This is a genomic window from Pseudomonas sp. KH_046_1 (assembly GCF_057839025.1).
This window is the reverse complement of sequence record NZ_CM174481.1, coordinates 5954411-5970361: the sequence shown is the minus strand read 5'-3', so window position 1 is coordinate 5970361 and position 15951 is coordinate 5954411. Positions and strand designations below refer to the sequence as shown.

Sequence of the window (15951 nt, the reverse complement as noted above, 5' to 3'; positions counted from 1 at the left end):
CGGCCATCGGGCCCGGCGTCGACAAGAATGGGGAAGACCATGGCACGTATTCTGATCGTCGATGATTCGCCGACCGAAATGTACAAGCTGACCGGCATGCTGGAAAAGCACGGTCATGAAGTGTTGAAAGCCGAAAACGGTGCCGACGGCGTGGCCCTGGCCCGCCAGGAAAAGCCCGATGCGGTGCTGATGGACATCGTCATGCCCGGCCTCAACGGCTTCCAGGCAACCCGCCAGTTGACCAAGGACCCGGAAACCGGGCACATCCCGGTGATCATCATCACCACCAAGGATCAGGATACCGACAAGGTCTGGGGCACGCGCCAGGGCGCCAAGGACTACCTGACCAAGCCGGTCGATGAAGACACCCTGATCAAGACCCTGAACAACGTGCTGGCCGGTTGATCGACAGGTCATGAACGAGTCGCTGACGGCTTTCGAACTGCTGCTGCAAATCGACCAGCGCTGTCGTCTGCTGGCGGCGGACTTGCCGTCCCAGCCGGCCCGGCGGGACAGCTGGAGCGGTATCGGTTTTCGCCTGGGCGAACACTGGTACGTCGCGCCCATGAGCGAAGTCAGCGAAGTCTTGCATGAGCCGCGCTCCACTCAGCTACCGGGGGTCAAGCCCTGGGTCAAGGGTGTCGCCAACCTGCGCGGGCGTCTGCTGCCGGTCATGGACCTGTGCGGCTTCTTCGGGCACGAGCTTTCGGCGGCGCGTCGGCAGCGACGGGTGTTGGTGGTGGAACATGAAGAGGTGTTTGCCGGGTTGCTGGTCGATGAAGTCTTCGGCCTCCAGCACTTTGCCCAGGACAGCCTGGAGCCGGTGCCGGCAGACGAGTTGAAGGGGCCGGTGGCGGCGTTCGTCAAAGGCCGGTTTCAGCGCGAGCAGTGCTGGCAGGTGTTCAGCCCGTTTGCGTTGACGCAGTCCCAAGGGTTCATGAACGTCGCGGTGTAAGCGCAACAACAGAGATCCAATGTGGGAGCGGCGGTGCGGCGATCCGACTTGCTCGCGAAGGCGGCAGTCCATTCAACATTGATATTGGCTGATCTACCGCTTTCGCGAGCAAGCCCGCTCCCACAGGGTCTCGGGCAGGACCGGAAATGGGTTAACAGGCGAGGACCGATGATAAAAGCAAAAGCAGGCAAGCCATTGGAAGGGTCGCGCAGCCGGTCGCAGATTATCGTGCTGTTCATCGCGCTGATCGTCTTCATCATGCTGCTGTTCGCCAACTTCGCGTACCTCAACACCCAGGCTCTCTACGACAAACAGTACATCGGCCACGCCGGCGAGCTGCGCGTGCTGTCCCAGCGGATCGCCAAGAACGCCACCGAAGCCGCCGCCGGCAAGGCTGCCGCGTTCAAGTTGCTCAGCGATGCGCGCAACGATTTTGCCCGGCGCTGGGGTTATCTGAAGAAGGGTGACCCGGTCACCGGCCTGCCGCCAGCTCCCGCCACCGTGCGTCCAGAGATGCGTGCAGTGCAACAGGACTGGGAACGCCTGCTGAAAAACACCGATGCGATTCTTTCCAGCGAGCAAACCGTACTGTCGCTGCATCAGGTCGCCGCGACCCTGGCCGAAACCGTGCCGCAGTTGCAGGTCGAGTACGAGAAAGTCGTCGAGATCCTGCTGCAACGGGGCGCCCCGGCGGCCCAGGTGGCGATGGCCCAGCGCCAGTCGCTGCTGGCCGAACGGATCCTCGGCGCGGTCAACACGGTGTTGGCCGGCGACGAAAATTCACAGCAGGCCGCCGATGCGTTCGGACGCGACGCGACGCAGTTCGGCAAGGTGCTCAACGGCATGCTCCAGGGCGACCCGGCGCTCAAGGTCAGCCAGGTCGAAGACCGTGACGCCCGTGCGCGACTCGCGGAAATCTCCGAGCTGTTCGAGTTCGTCTCGGGCTCGGTGGACGAGATCCTCGAAACCTCGCCGGAGCTGTTCAAGGTCCGCGAATCGGCCTCGAACATTTTCAGCCTGTCGCAAACCCTGCTCGACGAAGCCTCACACCTGGCCAGCGGTTTCGAAAACATGGTCGGTGGGCGCACCACGGACACCATTGGCGGTTATGTGCTGGGCTTGTTGGCGCTGGCTTCGATCATCCTGATCGGCATGGTGATGGTGCGCGAAACCAATCGTCAGTTGCGAGAAACCGCCGAGAAAAACGAGCGTAACCAGAACGCGATCATGCGCTTGCTCGACGAAATCGAAGACCTGGCCGACGGCGACCTCACGGTGACGGCCTCGGTGACCGAAGACTTTACCGGCACCATCGCCGACTCGATCAATTACTCCGTCGACCAACTGCGCGATCTGGTCGCGACCATCAACCTCACCGCCGGCCAGGTCGCCGCCGCCGTGCAGGAAACCCAGGCCACCGCCATGCACTTGGCCCAGGCGTCGGAACATCAGGCTCAGCAGATTTCCGAGGCCTCCATGGCGATCAACGACATGGCCGAGTCCATCGACCAGGTATCGGCCAACGCGGCGGAATCTTCGGCGGTTGCCGAGCGCTCGGTGGAGATCGCCAACAAGGGCAACGAGGTGGTGCACAACACCATCCACGGCATGGACAACATTCGCGAACAGATTCAGGACACCGCCAAACGCATCAAGCGCCTGGGCGAGTCATCACAGGAAATCGGCGACATTGTCAGCCTGATCGATGACATTGCCGACCAGACCAACATCCTGGCCCTCAATGCGGCCATCCAGGCGTCCATGGCCGGTGATGCCGGTCGCGGTTTCGCCGTGGTCGCCGATGAAGTGCAGCGCCTGGCCGAGCGCTCGTCCGCCGCTACCCGGCAGATCGAAACCCTGGTGCGGGCGATCCAGACCGACACCAACGAAGCGGTCATCTCCATGGAGCAGACGACGACCGAAGTGGTGCGTGGCGCTCGTCTGGCGCAGGATGCCGGTGTGGCCCTGGAAGAAATCGAAGGCGTTTCCAAGACACTTGCGGCGTTGATCCAGAGCATTTCCAATGCAGCGCAACAGCAGACGTCGTCGGCCGGTCAGATTTCCCTGACGATGAACGTGATCCAGCAGATCACCTCGCAGACGTCGTCGGGTTCCACCGCCACGGCTGACAGCATCGGCAATCTGGCGAAAATGGCCAGTCAGTTGCGTCGTTCGGTGTCCGGTTTCACCTTGCCGGATGCCAAGGCGCAGGTTGTGGACAAAGCTTGAACCGCCCATGGGTATCTGAATTGTGATTGGAGTGGTTATGGGTGATCGGCACGACTATGTGGCCCTCGAGTGGGTCAAGGGCGAGATTGCCGAAACGCTGAAGCAGGCTCATCACGCGATCGAAACCGTGCTCGATGACCCGCAGGCGACGCATGCGCTGGATGATTGCCTGGCATGCATCCATCAGGTCCACGGCAGTTTGCAGATGGTCGAGTTTTACGGCGCGGCGTTGCTCGCCGAAGAAATGGAACAACTGGCCATGGCCTTGCAGGGCAACCGCGTCAGCCATCGCGACGAGGCGTTGCACCTGTTGATGCAGGCACTCGGGCAGCTGCCGATCTACCTCGACCGGGTGCAAGGTGCGCGTCGTGACTTGCCACTGGTGGTGTTGCCACTGATCAACGACCTGCGCAGCGCCCGTGGCGAAAGCCTGCTGTCGGAAACCAGCCTGTTCAGCCCGCAATTGCCCGAATTGCCGCCGTTGGACGCAGAAACGCTGGCGCAGCTGGAACCGGCCGAATTGCCCAGTGTGCTGCGCAAGCTGCGGCAGATGCTGCAAATGGCGCTGGTCGGATTCCTGCGTGAACAGGACCACGACACCACCCTCGATTACCTGGCCAAGGTCTTCACCCACCTCGAAGCACTCTGCGCCAGCGCACCCCTGAGCCCGTTATGGCAGGTGGCATCAGCGCTGGTCGAAGGCATGCAGGGCGGTGCTATCGCCAACAGCCCGGCCTTGCGCAGCCTGTTCAAGGAGGCCGACAAGGAACTCAAGCGCCTGCTCGAACAAGGCATGCCCGGTATCAATCAACCGGCCCCGCCGGAGCTGCTCAAGAGTTTGCTGTTCTACATTGCCAAGGCCGAACAACCCACCGGGCAGATGCTGATCATGAAAGAACGCTACTCACTGGACGACGCGCTGCCCGACAGCGCGATGGTCGATGAAGAACGCGCGCGGCTTGCCGGTCCCGACCGCGACGCCATGCGCTCGGTGCTGGCTGCGCTGTGCGAAGAGCTGGTGCGGGTCAAGGAACGCCTGGACCTGTTCGTGCGCAGTGACCGCCAGCACACCTCCGACCTCGACAGCCTGCTGGCGCCGCTGCGGCAAATCGCCGACACCTTGGCGGTGCTGGGTTTCGGCCAGCCGCGCAAGGTGATCATCGATCAATTGGCGGTGGTGCTCAGCCTCGCTCAGGGCCAGCGCGAACCCAACGATGCGATCCTCATGGACGTTGCCGGAGCCTTGTTGTACGTCGAAGCGACGCTGGCCGGCATGGTCGGCACCGTGGAGCCGGAGAGCCAGGACGACAGCCGCCTGCCGACTACCGACCTGACGCAGATCCATCAGATCGTGATCAAGGAAGCCCGCATCTGTTTGCTGCAGGCCAAGGACATGATCGTCGACTACATCGACGCCGATTGGGACCGCCAGCATTTGCAGGCGCTGCCGGCCTTGCTGACCCAGGTGCGCGGGGCGCTGGCGATGATTCCGCTGAGCCGGGTGGCGAGCCTGGTCGAAACCTGCAATCACTTTATCCGCGAGCACCTGTTGCTCGAGCCGGGTCAGCCGGGCTGGCAGGAACTGGACAGCCTGGCCGACGTGATCACCAGCATCGAGTACTACCTCGAGCGCCTCAGCGATGACCCGCAAACGCAGGGTGAAAACCTGCTCGATGTCGCGGAAAAAAGCCTGGCGAGCCTCGGGTTTTTCCCCAGTGAGCAGCATGTGCCCGTGCTTGATGATGTGCTCAACCCGAGCGAAGCGCAGGTCATGCAGATGATGCAGGAGCTGGATGATCCACAGATCGTCCAGACCCTGGCCGATGTGCTCGCCAGCCCGGTTTCGACGCTGAACCCGCCCGCGCTGAACACCCCGGGCAGCCTGCTGCCGCCGCCCGCGGGCGAAGAGCCGGTGGACGAGGAGCTGCGCGAAGTGTTCCTCGAAGAGACCGACGAAGTTCTGGACATCCTGCGCGAGTACTTGCCGCGCTGGTCAGCCGACCCTGACAACCGCTCGGCCCTGAGTGAGTTGCGCCGCGCCTTCCATACCCTCAAGGGCAGTGGCCGGATGGTGCGCGCCCTGGTGTTGGGCGAGCTGGCCTGGGCCGTGGAAAACCTGCTCAATCGCGTACTGGAAGACAGCGTGGAGCCGGGCGCTACGGTGCAGCAACTGATCGGCGATGTGCTGCAGCTGCTGCCGGAGCTGGTGGCCGAATACGCCGCCAATGCCCAGCGTCAGCGCAACGATGTCGATCAGTTGGCCGCCCGCGCCCATGCCCTGGCCAAGGGCGATGAACCGGTGTCCGATGAGGATACGCAAGATGTCGCGGCCCTCGACCCGCTGTTGCTGGAGATCTTTCGCAAAGAAGCCGAAACCCACCTGGGCAGCCTCAATCGCTTCCTTGATCAGGCCGCCGAACATATGCCGTTGCAGGCCAGCGACGAATTGCAGCGCGCCTTGCACACCCTCAAGGGCAGCGCTTATATGGCCGGTGTGTTGCCGATTGCCGAACTGGCCGCGCCGCTGGATCAACTGGCCCGGGAATACAAGGCACACCTGATCGCGCTGGATCTGGATGAAGTCGAATTGCTGCTGGAAGCAGAAGGGCTGTTTCGCCTTGGCTTGCGTCAGCTCAAGACAGATCCGCTGGAGGAAATTCCCGGTGCCCGGGGTTTGACCGAACGTGCCAGGGCGCTGCTGGCCGAGCGCCTGGAAAACCTCCTGAGCACACCGAACACCGGGCTGCGAATCAAACGCGACCCGCAACTGATCAACAACTTCCTCGCCCAGGGCATGGACATCCTGCTGGACGCCGAAAGCCTGTTGCAGCGTTGGCAGCAACACCCCGGCGAACGTCAGGAGCTCAGCGCGCTGCTGGACGAATTGACCACCCTCGGCGAAGGCGCCCATCTGGCCGACCTGCACCCGGTGGATGAATTGTGTGAAGCATTGCTCGATCTGTACGGTGCCGTGGAGGAAAGCAGCCTGGCGGTCAGCGAGCGGTTTTTCCATGAAGCACAGGGTGCCCACGAAGCACTGATCAACATGCTCGATGAACTGGCCGCCGGCCAGGATGTCAGCCCGCAACCGCAACGGATCAGGGCCTTGCGCGAGCTGCTCGACGAGAGCCTTGATCCGTCGGCCATGGGCCTGATCCGCAGCGATGGCAGCCGCACCCTGAGCATCCGTGAACTGGGCGCAGCCACCGCCGAACTCGAGCACACGCTACCCCCTGTAGGAGCGAGCCCGCTCGCGATGGACGTTAACGATGACGCATTGTCATTGGATAAACGCGGCGCCGGTGAGTCCTTCGCTGGCAAGCCAGCTCCTACAGAGGACCGCGTTGTCGACTTGGACGATGAAATCGTCGCGATCTTCCTTGAAGAAGCGGTGGATATCCTCGAAAGCGCCGGTCAGGCCTTGCAGCGCTGGTTGCGCGACTCGGACAACGCCGCGCCGCTGTCATCCCTGCAACGGGATTTGCACACCCTCGAAGGCGGCGCACGCATGGCCGAGGTCGGGCCGGTCGGCGATCTGGCCCATGAACTGGAATGCCTTTACCAGGGCCTGGTGGACCGTCGTTATGCCTTCAGCGATTCACTGGCGCTGCTGCTGCAACAGAGCCATAAGCGACTGGCGTTGTATCTCGAACAGTTGCAGCTCAACCAGCCGCTGGACGATGCCCGTGAGCTGATCGAAGCCATTCGTGCCTACCGTCAAGGGCATGCGGGTATCGCCGAGGCGGCCCGGCAGGCAACTGGCAACGACTCGGCTGCGCACGATCCGGAATTGCTGGAGATCTTCCTCGAGGAAGGTTTCGACATCATCGAAAGCTCCGGGGCGGCGCTGGAGCGCTGGCAGGCCCAGCCTTCGATTCGTCAGGAAGTGGAAACCCTGCTGCGCGACCTGCACACCCTCAAGGGCGGTGCGCGCATGGTGGAAATCGCCGCGATTGGCGATCTGGCCCACGAACTGGAGTTCCTTTACGAAGGCCTGTCCACCGGTGTGTTGCAACCGACGGAGCCGTTGTTCGCGCTGTTGCAGCGCAGCCATGACCGCCTGGCGCAGATGCTCGATGCGGCCCGCGCCGGCGAGCCGATGCCGCCGGCCGACCGTTTGATCGATGCGATCAAGAACTTCAGCCACCCGGTCGTGCCTGAAGCGCCCGCGCCGGTTGCGACGCCGGCCACGCCCAAAGCCGAGCCGCTGGCGCCACCGTCCGAAGCCGGCGCGGACATGGTCAAGGTCTCGGCGGAGCTGCTCGACGATCTGGTCAACCTGGCCGGTGAAACCTCGATCTTCCGTGGCCGGATCGAACAGCAGGTCAACGATGCGCAAATCGCCCTGAATGAGATGGAGACCACCATCGAGCGGATGCGCGACCAGTTGCGCCGCCTCGATACCGAAACCCAGGGGCGGATCCTCAGCCGCCAGCAAGTCGACGCCGAACGCCTGGGCTACGAGGAGTTCGACCCGCTGGAAATGGATCGCCACTCACAATTGCAGCAATTGTCCCGGGCGCTGTTCGAATCGGCCTCTGACTTGCTCGACCTCAAGGAAACCCTCGAGCGACGCAATCACGACACGGAAAACCTGCTGCAACAGCAGGGCCGCATCAATACCGAACTGCAGGAAGGCCTGATGCGCACGCGCATGGTGCCGTTCGAACGCATGCTCCCGCGTTTGCAGCGCATCGTCCGGCAGGTGTCCAGCGAACTGGGCAAGGACGTGGACTTCATCGTCGACAACGCCGAAGGCGAGATGGACCGCAACGTTCTCGAGCGCATGGCCGCGCCGCTGGAACACATGCTGCGCAACGCCGTCGACCATGGCCTGGAGTCCGTTGACGTGCGGCTGGCGGCGGGGAAGCCGGCCAAGGGCAAGATCACTCTCGATCTGCTGCGCGAAGGCGGCGACATCATTTTCGACATCCGCGACGACGGTGCCGGTGTGCCGCTGGACGCGGTACGGCGCAAGGCGATCAAGCGCGGCCTGCTCGCCCCGGACAGCGTCATCAGTGATCACGACGTGTTGCAGTTCATCCTGCAACCGGGGTTTTCCACCGCCGAAAAAATCACCCAGATCTCCGGGCGCGGCGTCGGCATGGACGTGGTGCACGAAGAGGTGCGGCAACTGGGCGGCACCATGAGCATCGACTCGGTGCCTGGGCAGGGCGTGCATTTCCGCATTCGCCTGCCGTTTACCGTATCGGTCAACCGGGCGTTGATGGTGCAGTGCGGTGAAGACCAATACGCGATCCCGCTCAATACCATCGACGGCATCGTGCGCGTCCTGCCCAATGAACTCGAAGGGTATTTCCGTTTCGATTCGCCGACCTACGAATACGCCGGACAACGTTACGAGTTGTGCTACCTGGGTGAGCTGCTGAAAACCAGCCCGCGCCCGAAGCTGTTAGGCCAGAGCCTGCCATTGCCGGTGTTGCTGGTGCAGTGCAACGAACGGCACATCGCGGTGCTGGTGGACGCCATGGCCGGCACTCGCGAAATCGTGGTCAAGAGCCTGGGACCGCAGTTTGCGGCGGTGCAAGGGGTGTCCGGGGCGACGATTCTCGGGGACGGCCGGGTGGTGCTGATTCTGGATTTGCTGGCGCCGATCCGCGCCATGCAGGTCCGTGTCCCCCAGCGTCCGGCGGGGCAAGAGATCGAGGCCGAACCGCATCGGCCGCTGCTGGTGATGGTGGTCGACGACTCGGTCACCGTGCGCAAGGTCACCAGCCGCCTGCTCGAACGCCACGGCATGAACGTGCTGACCGCCAAGGACGGGGTTGATGCGATGCTGCTGCTGGAGGAACACATGCCCGACCTGATGCTGCTGGACATCGAGATGCCGCGCATGGATGGCTTCGAAGTCGCGACCCAGGTGCGCAACGACGAACGCCTGCAACACCTGCCGATCATCATGATCACCTCCCGCACTGGCCAGAAACACCGCGACCGCGCCATGGCCATCGGCGTCAACGACTACCTGGGCAAGCCGTACCAGGAATCGGTGCTGCTCGAAAGCATTGCCTTGTGGAGCAAGACCCATGCTTGAGCACCGCACCAGCAACCTGACCGGCCTGCTGCTGCCGTTGGTCGACCGCAACCTGATCCTGCCCAACGTCGCCGTTGCCGAGCTGATCGATTACCAGCAGCCGGGGACGTTCGACCTCGACACACCGCCGTGGTACCTGGGCCTGGTGACATGGCGCGACCGGCAGATTCCGCTGCTGAGTTTCGAGTCGGCATGCGCGCAGAAAATCGTCATCGGCGAACGCGCGCGGATCGTCATTCTCAATGCTCTCGGTGGGCGCCCCGAGCTGAAATTCATCGCGCTGTTGGTGCAGGGGATTCCGCGCTCCTGCAAGCTCGATAGCCAGCTCAGTTACGTTGATGTGCCGTTGTGTTCGCTGGAGCAGGCGGCGGTGCAGGTGGGCGAGCAGGTGGCCAAGGTGCCGGATCTGTTGGCGCTGGAGGGGTTGTTGGTGGATGCGGGGCTCGGCTGAAGGGCCCCATCGCGAGCAAGCTCGCTCCCACAAGGGTTTTGTGTACACAGCAGATCCACTGTGGGAGCGAGCTTGCTCGCGATGGCGTCTTGCGCGTCGACGAAAATCTCAACTATAACCATTACCCTGAGCGTAACGATCCACCACTCTGCTTGATTGATACGCTACGCCCAACACTCCTAAGGTAGCTCCACGACAGCGAACCCGTGGAGTGGTCATGACAACAACAATATCCCCCGACTCGCGATGGACGCGGCGGCGCAGCGAAAAGCAGCGGCGCCTCGAGCTGGTGCGAGGCCTGGCCGACGGTGTGGTGTTGCCCACCGACAACATCGTCGCGGCGCTTGAAGCGCTGATCCTGCCTGGCGACCGCGTGGTGCTCGAAGGCAACAACCAGAAGCAGGCGGATTTTCTTTCACGTTCCCTGGCCAAGGCCGACCCCGCGAAGCTGCATGACCTGCACATGATCATGCCCAGCGTCGGACGCTCCGAGCATCTGGACCTGTTCGAACGCGGCATCGCCCGCAAGCTCGACTTCTCCTTCGCCGGCACCCAGAGCCTGCGCATCAGCCAGTTGCTCGAAGACGGCCTGCTGGAAATCGGCGCGATCCACACCTACATCGAACTCTACGCACGGCTGGTGGTGGACCTGATTCCCAACGTCGTGCTTTCGGCCGGGTTCATGGCCGACCGCGCCGGCAACATCTACACCGGGCCGAGCACCGAAGACACCCCGGCGCTGATCGAACCGGCGGCCTTCAGCGACGGCATCGTCATCGTCCAGGTCAACCAGTTGGTGGACGACGTCAGCGACCTGCCGCGGGTGGACATTCCCGCCTCCTGGGTCGACTTCGTGGTGGTGGCCGACAAGCCGTTCTACATCGAACCGCTGTTCACCCGCGACCCTCGGCACATCAAGCCCGTGCACGTGCTGATGGCGATGATGGCGATCCGCGGAATCTACGAAAAACACAACGTGCAATCCCTCAACCACGGCATCGGTTTCAATACCGCTGCTATCGAACTGATCCTGCCAACCTATGGCGAATCGCTCGGCCTCAAAGGCAAGATCTGCCGCAACTGGACGCTCAACCCGCACCCAACCCTGATTCCCGCCATCGAAAGCGGCTGGGTCGAAAGCGTGCATTGCTTCGGCACCGAGTTGGGGATGGAGAACTACATTGCGGCGCGGCCGGATGTGTTCTTTACCGGGCGCGACGGCTCCCTGCGTTCCAATCGGATGTTCAGCCAACTGGCCGGGCAATACGCCGTGGACCTGTTCATCGGCGCGACTTTGCAAGTCGATGGCGACGGTCATTCTTCCACCGTGACGCGCGGGCGCCTGGCCGGTTTCGGCGGGGCACCGAACATGGGCCACGACCCGCGCGGCCGTCGTCACAGCACACCGGCCTGGCTCGACATGCGCAACACCGACGTGGCAGAGCCGATGCTCGAACGTGGCAAGAAGCTCGTGGTGCAGATGGTCGAAACCTTCCAGGAGGGCGGCAAACCGACTTTCGTGGAAACCCTCGATGCGGTCGATGTGGCGAAGAAAAGCGGCATGCCATTGGCACCGATCATGGTCTACGGCGACGACGTGACCCACCTGTTGACCGAAGAAGGCATCGCCTACCTGTACAAGGCGCGCTCGCTGGAAGAACGCCAGGCGATGATCGCCGCTGTCGCCGGGGTGACCGCCATCGGCCTGCGCCACAACCCCAAAGACACCGCGCGGATGCGCCGCGAAGGCCTGATCGCCTTGCCCGAAGACCTCGGCATCCGCCGCACCGACGCCACTCGCGAACTGCTCGCGGCGAAAAGCGTGGCCGATCTGGTGGAATGGTCCGGTGGCCTCTACAACCCGCCCGCCAAGTTCAGGAGTTGGTAATGCACGCACTTAACCTGCAACCAAAAAGCTTGAGCCTGGCCGAACGGCTGGCGGACCTGGCGGTGGACGCACTGATCGATGAGGCTGATCTGTCGCCAAAACCGGCACTGGTCGACCGTCGCGGCAAAGGCGCCCACACCGATTTGCACCTGGGGCTGATGCACGCCTCGGCGCTGTCCTTGTGGCCGGCTTTTAAAGAAATGGCGGAAGCCGCCATCGAGTTCGGCGAAATCGGCTTGCCCCTGCGCGAAGCCGTGGGCCGCATCGGTCGCGAAGGCGAGCAGGCGATGCTCGACACCACCGGTGGGGTGAACACCCATCGTGGGGCGATCTGGGCCTTGGGATTGTTGATCACTGCCGCTGCACTGGAACCTCAATCCTGCAGCGCCAATAGCGTGGCGTTACGGGCTGCGCGGTTGGCTTTGCTCGACGACCGTTTTGCACCACGTCCACTCAGTCACGGTGCGCAAGTCGCCCAGCGCTACGGCGCTCGCGGTGCCCGTGAAGAAGCGCAACTGGGTTTTCCGGCGGTGACCCAACGTGCCCTGCCACAACTGCTGCGCAGCCGTGCCGCCGGCCATGGCGAACAGAACGCCCGGCTCGATGCGCTGCTGGCGATCATGACGAATCTGGCCGACACCTGTGTGCTTTACCGCGCCGGTGAAGAAGGCCTGAACACCATGCAACTGGGCGCCCGGGCGGTGCTCGATGCGGGTGGCAGTGCCAGCCTCGGCGGACGTCGCCGCCTGCATGAGCTGGACCAACAACTCATCGCGTTGAATGCCTCGCCCGGCGGTGCTGCCGACCTGCTCGCAGCCTGCCTGTTCATCGACCGTATCGGCTCGGACGACGGCCTTATCCAGGGAGCGTTTTGATGGAAACCTTATCTTTTGAATTCCCCGCCGGGCAGCCGCCACGCGGTCGCACCCTGGTGGGCTGTGTCGGCTCGGGTGATCTGGAAGTGCTGATCGAACCGGGCCAGGCCGGCAAGCTGACGATCAATGTGCAGACCTCGGTCAATGGCAGTGAACAACGCTGGCAGCATCTGTTCGCACGTATGTTCGACGGCCAGACGCCACCGGCCATGGATATCGATATCCACGATTTCGGCGCGACACCCGGCGTGGTGCGCCTGCGTCTGGAACAGGGCTTCGAGGAGATCGGCCATGACTGACAGCGCATCCCTGCTCAACAAACACAGCTTCGTCGAACTCGGTGCCCGGCAACGGGCCAAGGCCTTGCTCGACGCCGGCACCTTCCGCGAACTGCTCGACCCCTTTCAACGGATCATGTCGCCGTGGCTGTCGCGCCAGGGCGTGGTGCCACAAGCCGACGACGGCGTGGTGATCGCCAAGGGCAATCTCGATGGTTTGCCGGTGGTGATCGCGGCCATCGAAGGTGCGTTCCAGGGCGGCAGCCTCGGTGAAGTCGGCGGAGCAAAAATTGCCGGCGCACTGGAACTGGCCGCCGAAGACAACCGCAACGGCATCCCGACCTGCGCCGTGCTGCTGCTGGAAACCGGCGGCGTGCGCTTGCAGGAAGCCAACCTCGGCCTGGCGGCCATTGCCGACATCCACGCGGCGATTGTCGATTTGCAGCAGTACCAACCCGTGGTCGGTGTGGTGGCGGGCAGCGTCGGTTGCTTTGGCGGCATGTCGATTGCCGCCGGGTTGTGCAGCTATCTGTTGGTGACCCAGGAAGCGCGACTCGGCCTGAACGGCCCGCAGGTGATCGAACAGGAAGCCGGACTCGAGGAGTACGACTCCCGCGACCGGCCCTTTATCTGGAGCCTGACCGGTGGCGAGCAGCGCTTCGCCAGTGGCCTGGTGGATCGCTATGTTACCGACGACGTGGCGCAGATCCGACAGCAGGTAGGTGAGTTGCTCCAGCAAGGTTTGCCGGCACAACCACGTAGCCAACAGGCCGAGCTGTTCCTGCAACGGTTGGCGCGTCTGGATGCCGAACCGCAAATCGAGCCGTCCGTGGTTCGCGATCTGTACCAAGGAGAACGTCCATGAGTTCGTATTCCCTGCGAGGCCTGAACTGGTTCAACGCCTTGAGTACCGGGGCGAAAGCGGTCGAGGGTTTGCCGGCTTCGCTGAAGGTCGCGGACGGTTCGCTGGGCGATCAGCCTGTGCGTTTCATCGCAGTGGTGGCCGACCCGGAAAACCGCTTCGTCCGTGCACGCAACGGCGAAGTGGGGTTGCTCGAAGGCTGGGGCCTAGCCAAGGCTGTGGATGAAGTCATCGCTGCCGATCAGAACAAGGCGCGTAAACGCGCCCTGATCGCCATCGTCGACGTGCCGAGCCAGGCTTACGGTCGACGGGAGGAAGCCCTCGGCATTCATCAGGCGCTGGCCGCTGCGGCGGGCAGTTATGCCCGTGCCCGTCTGGCCGGTCATGCGGTGATCGGCTTGTTGGTGGGCAAGGCAATGTCCGGGGCGTTTCTGGCCCACGGCTATCAGGCCAACCGCTTGATCGCCCTGCGCGATCCGGGGGTGATGGTGCACGCCATGGGCAAGGCGTCGGCGGCGCGGGTGACCTTGCGCAGCGTCGAAGAGCTCGAAGCCCTGGCTGCAAGCGTGCCGCCGATGGCCTATGACATCGACAGCTACGCCAGCCTCGGGCTGTTGTGGGAAACCTTGTCGGTGGAACAGATCGAGCAGCCGACGGTGGCGGATCTGGCGCGGGTGACCGAGTGCCTGCATCAGGCATTTGGTGATGCGGCCGCCGCTGGCCGTGATCTGAGCGGTCGCCTGGGTGCGGCCAATCGGGCGGCGTCGAGCAAGGTTCGCCAATTGCTGAGAGCGCAGTGGTGAGCACGCTATTGGCTCACGACCTGCTGTGGGGCATGACCCCGCAGCAGTTGCCGGCGGATGCGCCTGCCTGGGTGATCGAGTCGATCAGTGCCGGCCAGCCGGTGGTGGTCCGTCGTGCCTTGAGCGCGGCGGGGCAGGTGGCAGTGGGCGTGCGCGGGACGTTGCGCGAACAGCGATTTGCAGCGGTGATGGCAGTCGCTGCCGTCACGCGGCGGGTGCGGCCGGAAGAACTCTGCCATGTTCAAGGCCAGCGCGATTTCCCGGCGCTACGGGCCTTGGCGCAACTGCGCTCGCACCTCGATGACAGTGGTTGGGTCTGGGGCGTCAGCGGCAGCGCCGGGTTCGAGTTGGCCAGTGGGTTTTCCGCTTTGCATGAGGGCAGCGATCTCGACCTGATCCTGCGTACGCCACGTCCGTTGAGTCGTGTCGACGCCCAGGCGTTGGTGGCGATTCTTGATACCGCCGTGTGCCGCGTGGACCTGCAATTGCAGACACCGTCGGGCGCCATTTCCTTGCGCGAATGGGCTGGTACTTCGTCGCGGGTCCTGCTGAAGAATGCCATTCAAGCGACTCTGGTTACTGATCCGTGGAATCCGCAGGAGCAAGCAGCATGAGCCGCTTGCTGGTGTTCCCCGGCCAGGGCGCGCAACAACCCGGAATGCTGGCGCGTTTGCCTCGGGAAACGTTGAACGAGGCGAGCGACCTGCTCGGTGAAGATGTGACGCAGCTGGATTCTGCCGAGGCGTTGCAGTCGACGAGGGCGGTTCAGCTTTGCCTGCTGATCGCCGGCGTCGCCGCTTCACGTCAGTTGGCCATGACCCCGGATTACGTGGCCGGCTTGTCGATCGGCGCTTACCCGGCAGCGGTGGTGGCTGGCGCCTTGGGTTTCAGCGATGCGTTGCATCTGGTCAGCCTGCGCGGTGAGTTGATGCAGCAGGCTTATCCACAGGGCTACGGCATGACCGCGATCATCGGTCTGGACCTGGCCACGGTGGAAGGATTGCTGGCCCGGGTGCACAGCGAAGAAATGCCGGTTTATCTGGCCAATATCAACACCGATAACCAAGTGGTGATTGCCGGTAGCGACGCGGCGATGAAAGCGGTGGCCGAGTTGGCGAAGGGTTGCGGAGCTGGCTTGGTCAAGCGTCTGGCAGTGAGCGTGCCGTCCCATTGCCCATTGCTTGAGGCTCCCGCGCAACGACTGGCCGAAGCCTTCGCCAAAGTGCCACTGCAATCTCCGAAGATCGGTTACCTGAGCGGCAGTCGCGCGCGTCCGCTGATCAAGCCTGAAACCTTGCGTGACGACCTGGCCTTCAACATGTGCCGCATCGTCGATTGGCGCGGCACGGTACAAAGCGCCTACGAGCGCGGCGTACGTCTACAGATCGAACTGCCGCCCGGTGCGGTGCTGACCGGGCTGGCGCGCCGGGTGTTCGAGCAGGGCACCGTGATTGCCTTCGACGGTGCTCGCCTCGATACCTTGCAGGCGTTGATGCGTGAGGAGGGCAACCGTCACTCCTAGACCATCGGACTTAAGGCTTCGAACAACAAAAAC

At 63.3% G+C, this 15951-nt stretch carries 12 protein-coding genes; all 12 read left to right on the top strand.

The window, feature by feature from the left end:
- Positions 1-39 precede the first annotated feature (39 nt).
- Positions 40-405, top strand: a complete 366-nt coding sequence (gene pilH / locus AC3IT9_RS27365; RefSeq protein WP_101209186.1) for a twitching motility response regulator PilH — start codon at positions 40-42, stop codon at positions 403-405.
- 10 nt (positions 406-415) lie between these two features.
- Positions 416-955, top strand: a complete 540-nt coding sequence (locus tag AC3IT9_RS27360; protein WP_046039266.1) for a chemotaxis protein CheW — start codon at positions 416-418, stop codon at positions 953-955.
- A gap of 168 nt (positions 956-1123) precedes the next feature.
- Positions 1124-3184: a methyl-accepting chemotaxis protein gene (locus AC3IT9_RS27355; protein WP_489271421.1), complete on the top strand. Its 2061-nt coding sequence runs from the start codon at positions 1124-1126 to the stop codon at positions 3182-3184.
- A gap of 37 nt (positions 3185-3221) precedes the next feature.
- Positions 3222-9239 carry an Hpt domain-containing protein gene (locus AC3IT9_RS27350; protein WP_489271420.1) on the top strand — a complete coding sequence of 2006 codons (6018 nt, stop codon included), beginning with the start codon at positions 3222-3224 and terminating at the stop codon, positions 9237-9239.
- The gene (locus AC3IT9_RS27345) at positions 9232-9690 is read left to right on the top strand and encodes a chemotaxis protein CheW (RefSeq protein WP_489271419.1); all 459 of its coding nucleotides are present in this window, start codon (positions 9232-9234) and stop codon (positions 9688-9690) included. Before AC3IT9_RS27350 ends, AC3IT9_RS27345 begins: the two co-directional genes overlap by 8 nt.
- A gap of 217 nt (positions 9691-9907) precedes the next feature.
- On the top strand, positions 9908-11578 hold the full coding sequence (mdcA, locus tag AC3IT9_RS27340) for a malonate decarboxylase subunit alpha (protein WP_489271418.1): 1671 nt from the start codon (positions 9908-9910) through the stop codon (positions 11576-11578).
- Positions 11578-12453 (top strand): triphosphoribosyl-dephospho-CoA synthase, encoded by an 876-nt coding sequence (locus AC3IT9_RS27335; RefSeq protein ID WP_150725067.1) that lies wholly within the window; start codon positions 11578-11580, stop codon positions 12451-12453. Before mdcA ends, AC3IT9_RS27335 begins: the two co-directional genes overlap by 1 nt.
- Positions 12453-12752: a malonate decarboxylase subunit delta gene (locus AC3IT9_RS27330; RefSeq protein WP_007975424.1), complete on the top strand. Its 300-nt coding sequence runs from the start codon at positions 12453-12455 to the stop codon at positions 12750-12752. The genes AC3IT9_RS27335 and AC3IT9_RS27330 overlap by 1 nt, the downstream gene beginning before the upstream one ends.
- Positions 12745-13596, top strand: a complete 852-nt coding sequence (locus AC3IT9_RS27325) for a biotin-independent malonate decarboxylase subunit beta (RefSeq protein ID WP_489271417.1) — start codon at positions 12745-12747, stop codon at positions 13594-13596. The genes AC3IT9_RS27330 and AC3IT9_RS27325 overlap by 8 nt, the downstream gene beginning before the upstream one ends.
- A complete protein-coding gene (gene mdcE, locus AC3IT9_RS27320) occupies positions 13593-14396 on the top strand; it encodes a biotin-independent malonate decarboxylase subunit gamma (protein ID WP_489271416.1) in 804 nt (267 codons plus the stop codon). The genes AC3IT9_RS27325 and mdcE overlap by 4 nt, the downstream gene beginning before the upstream one ends.
- Positions 14390-15010, top strand: coding sequence for a malonate decarboxylase holo-ACP synthase (locus tag AC3IT9_RS27315; RefSeq protein ID WP_489271415.1), 621 nt, complete (start codon positions 14390-14392; stop codon positions 15008-15010). Before mdcE ends, AC3IT9_RS27315 begins: the two co-directional genes overlap by 7 nt.
- Positions 15007-15918 (top strand): malonate decarboxylase subunit epsilon, encoded by a 912-nt coding sequence (gene mdcH / locus AC3IT9_RS27310; protein WP_489271414.1) that lies wholly within the window; start codon positions 15007-15009, stop codon positions 15916-15918. Before AC3IT9_RS27315 ends, mdcH begins: the two co-directional genes overlap by 4 nt.
- The last annotated feature ends 33 nt before the right edge of the window (positions 15919-15951 follow it).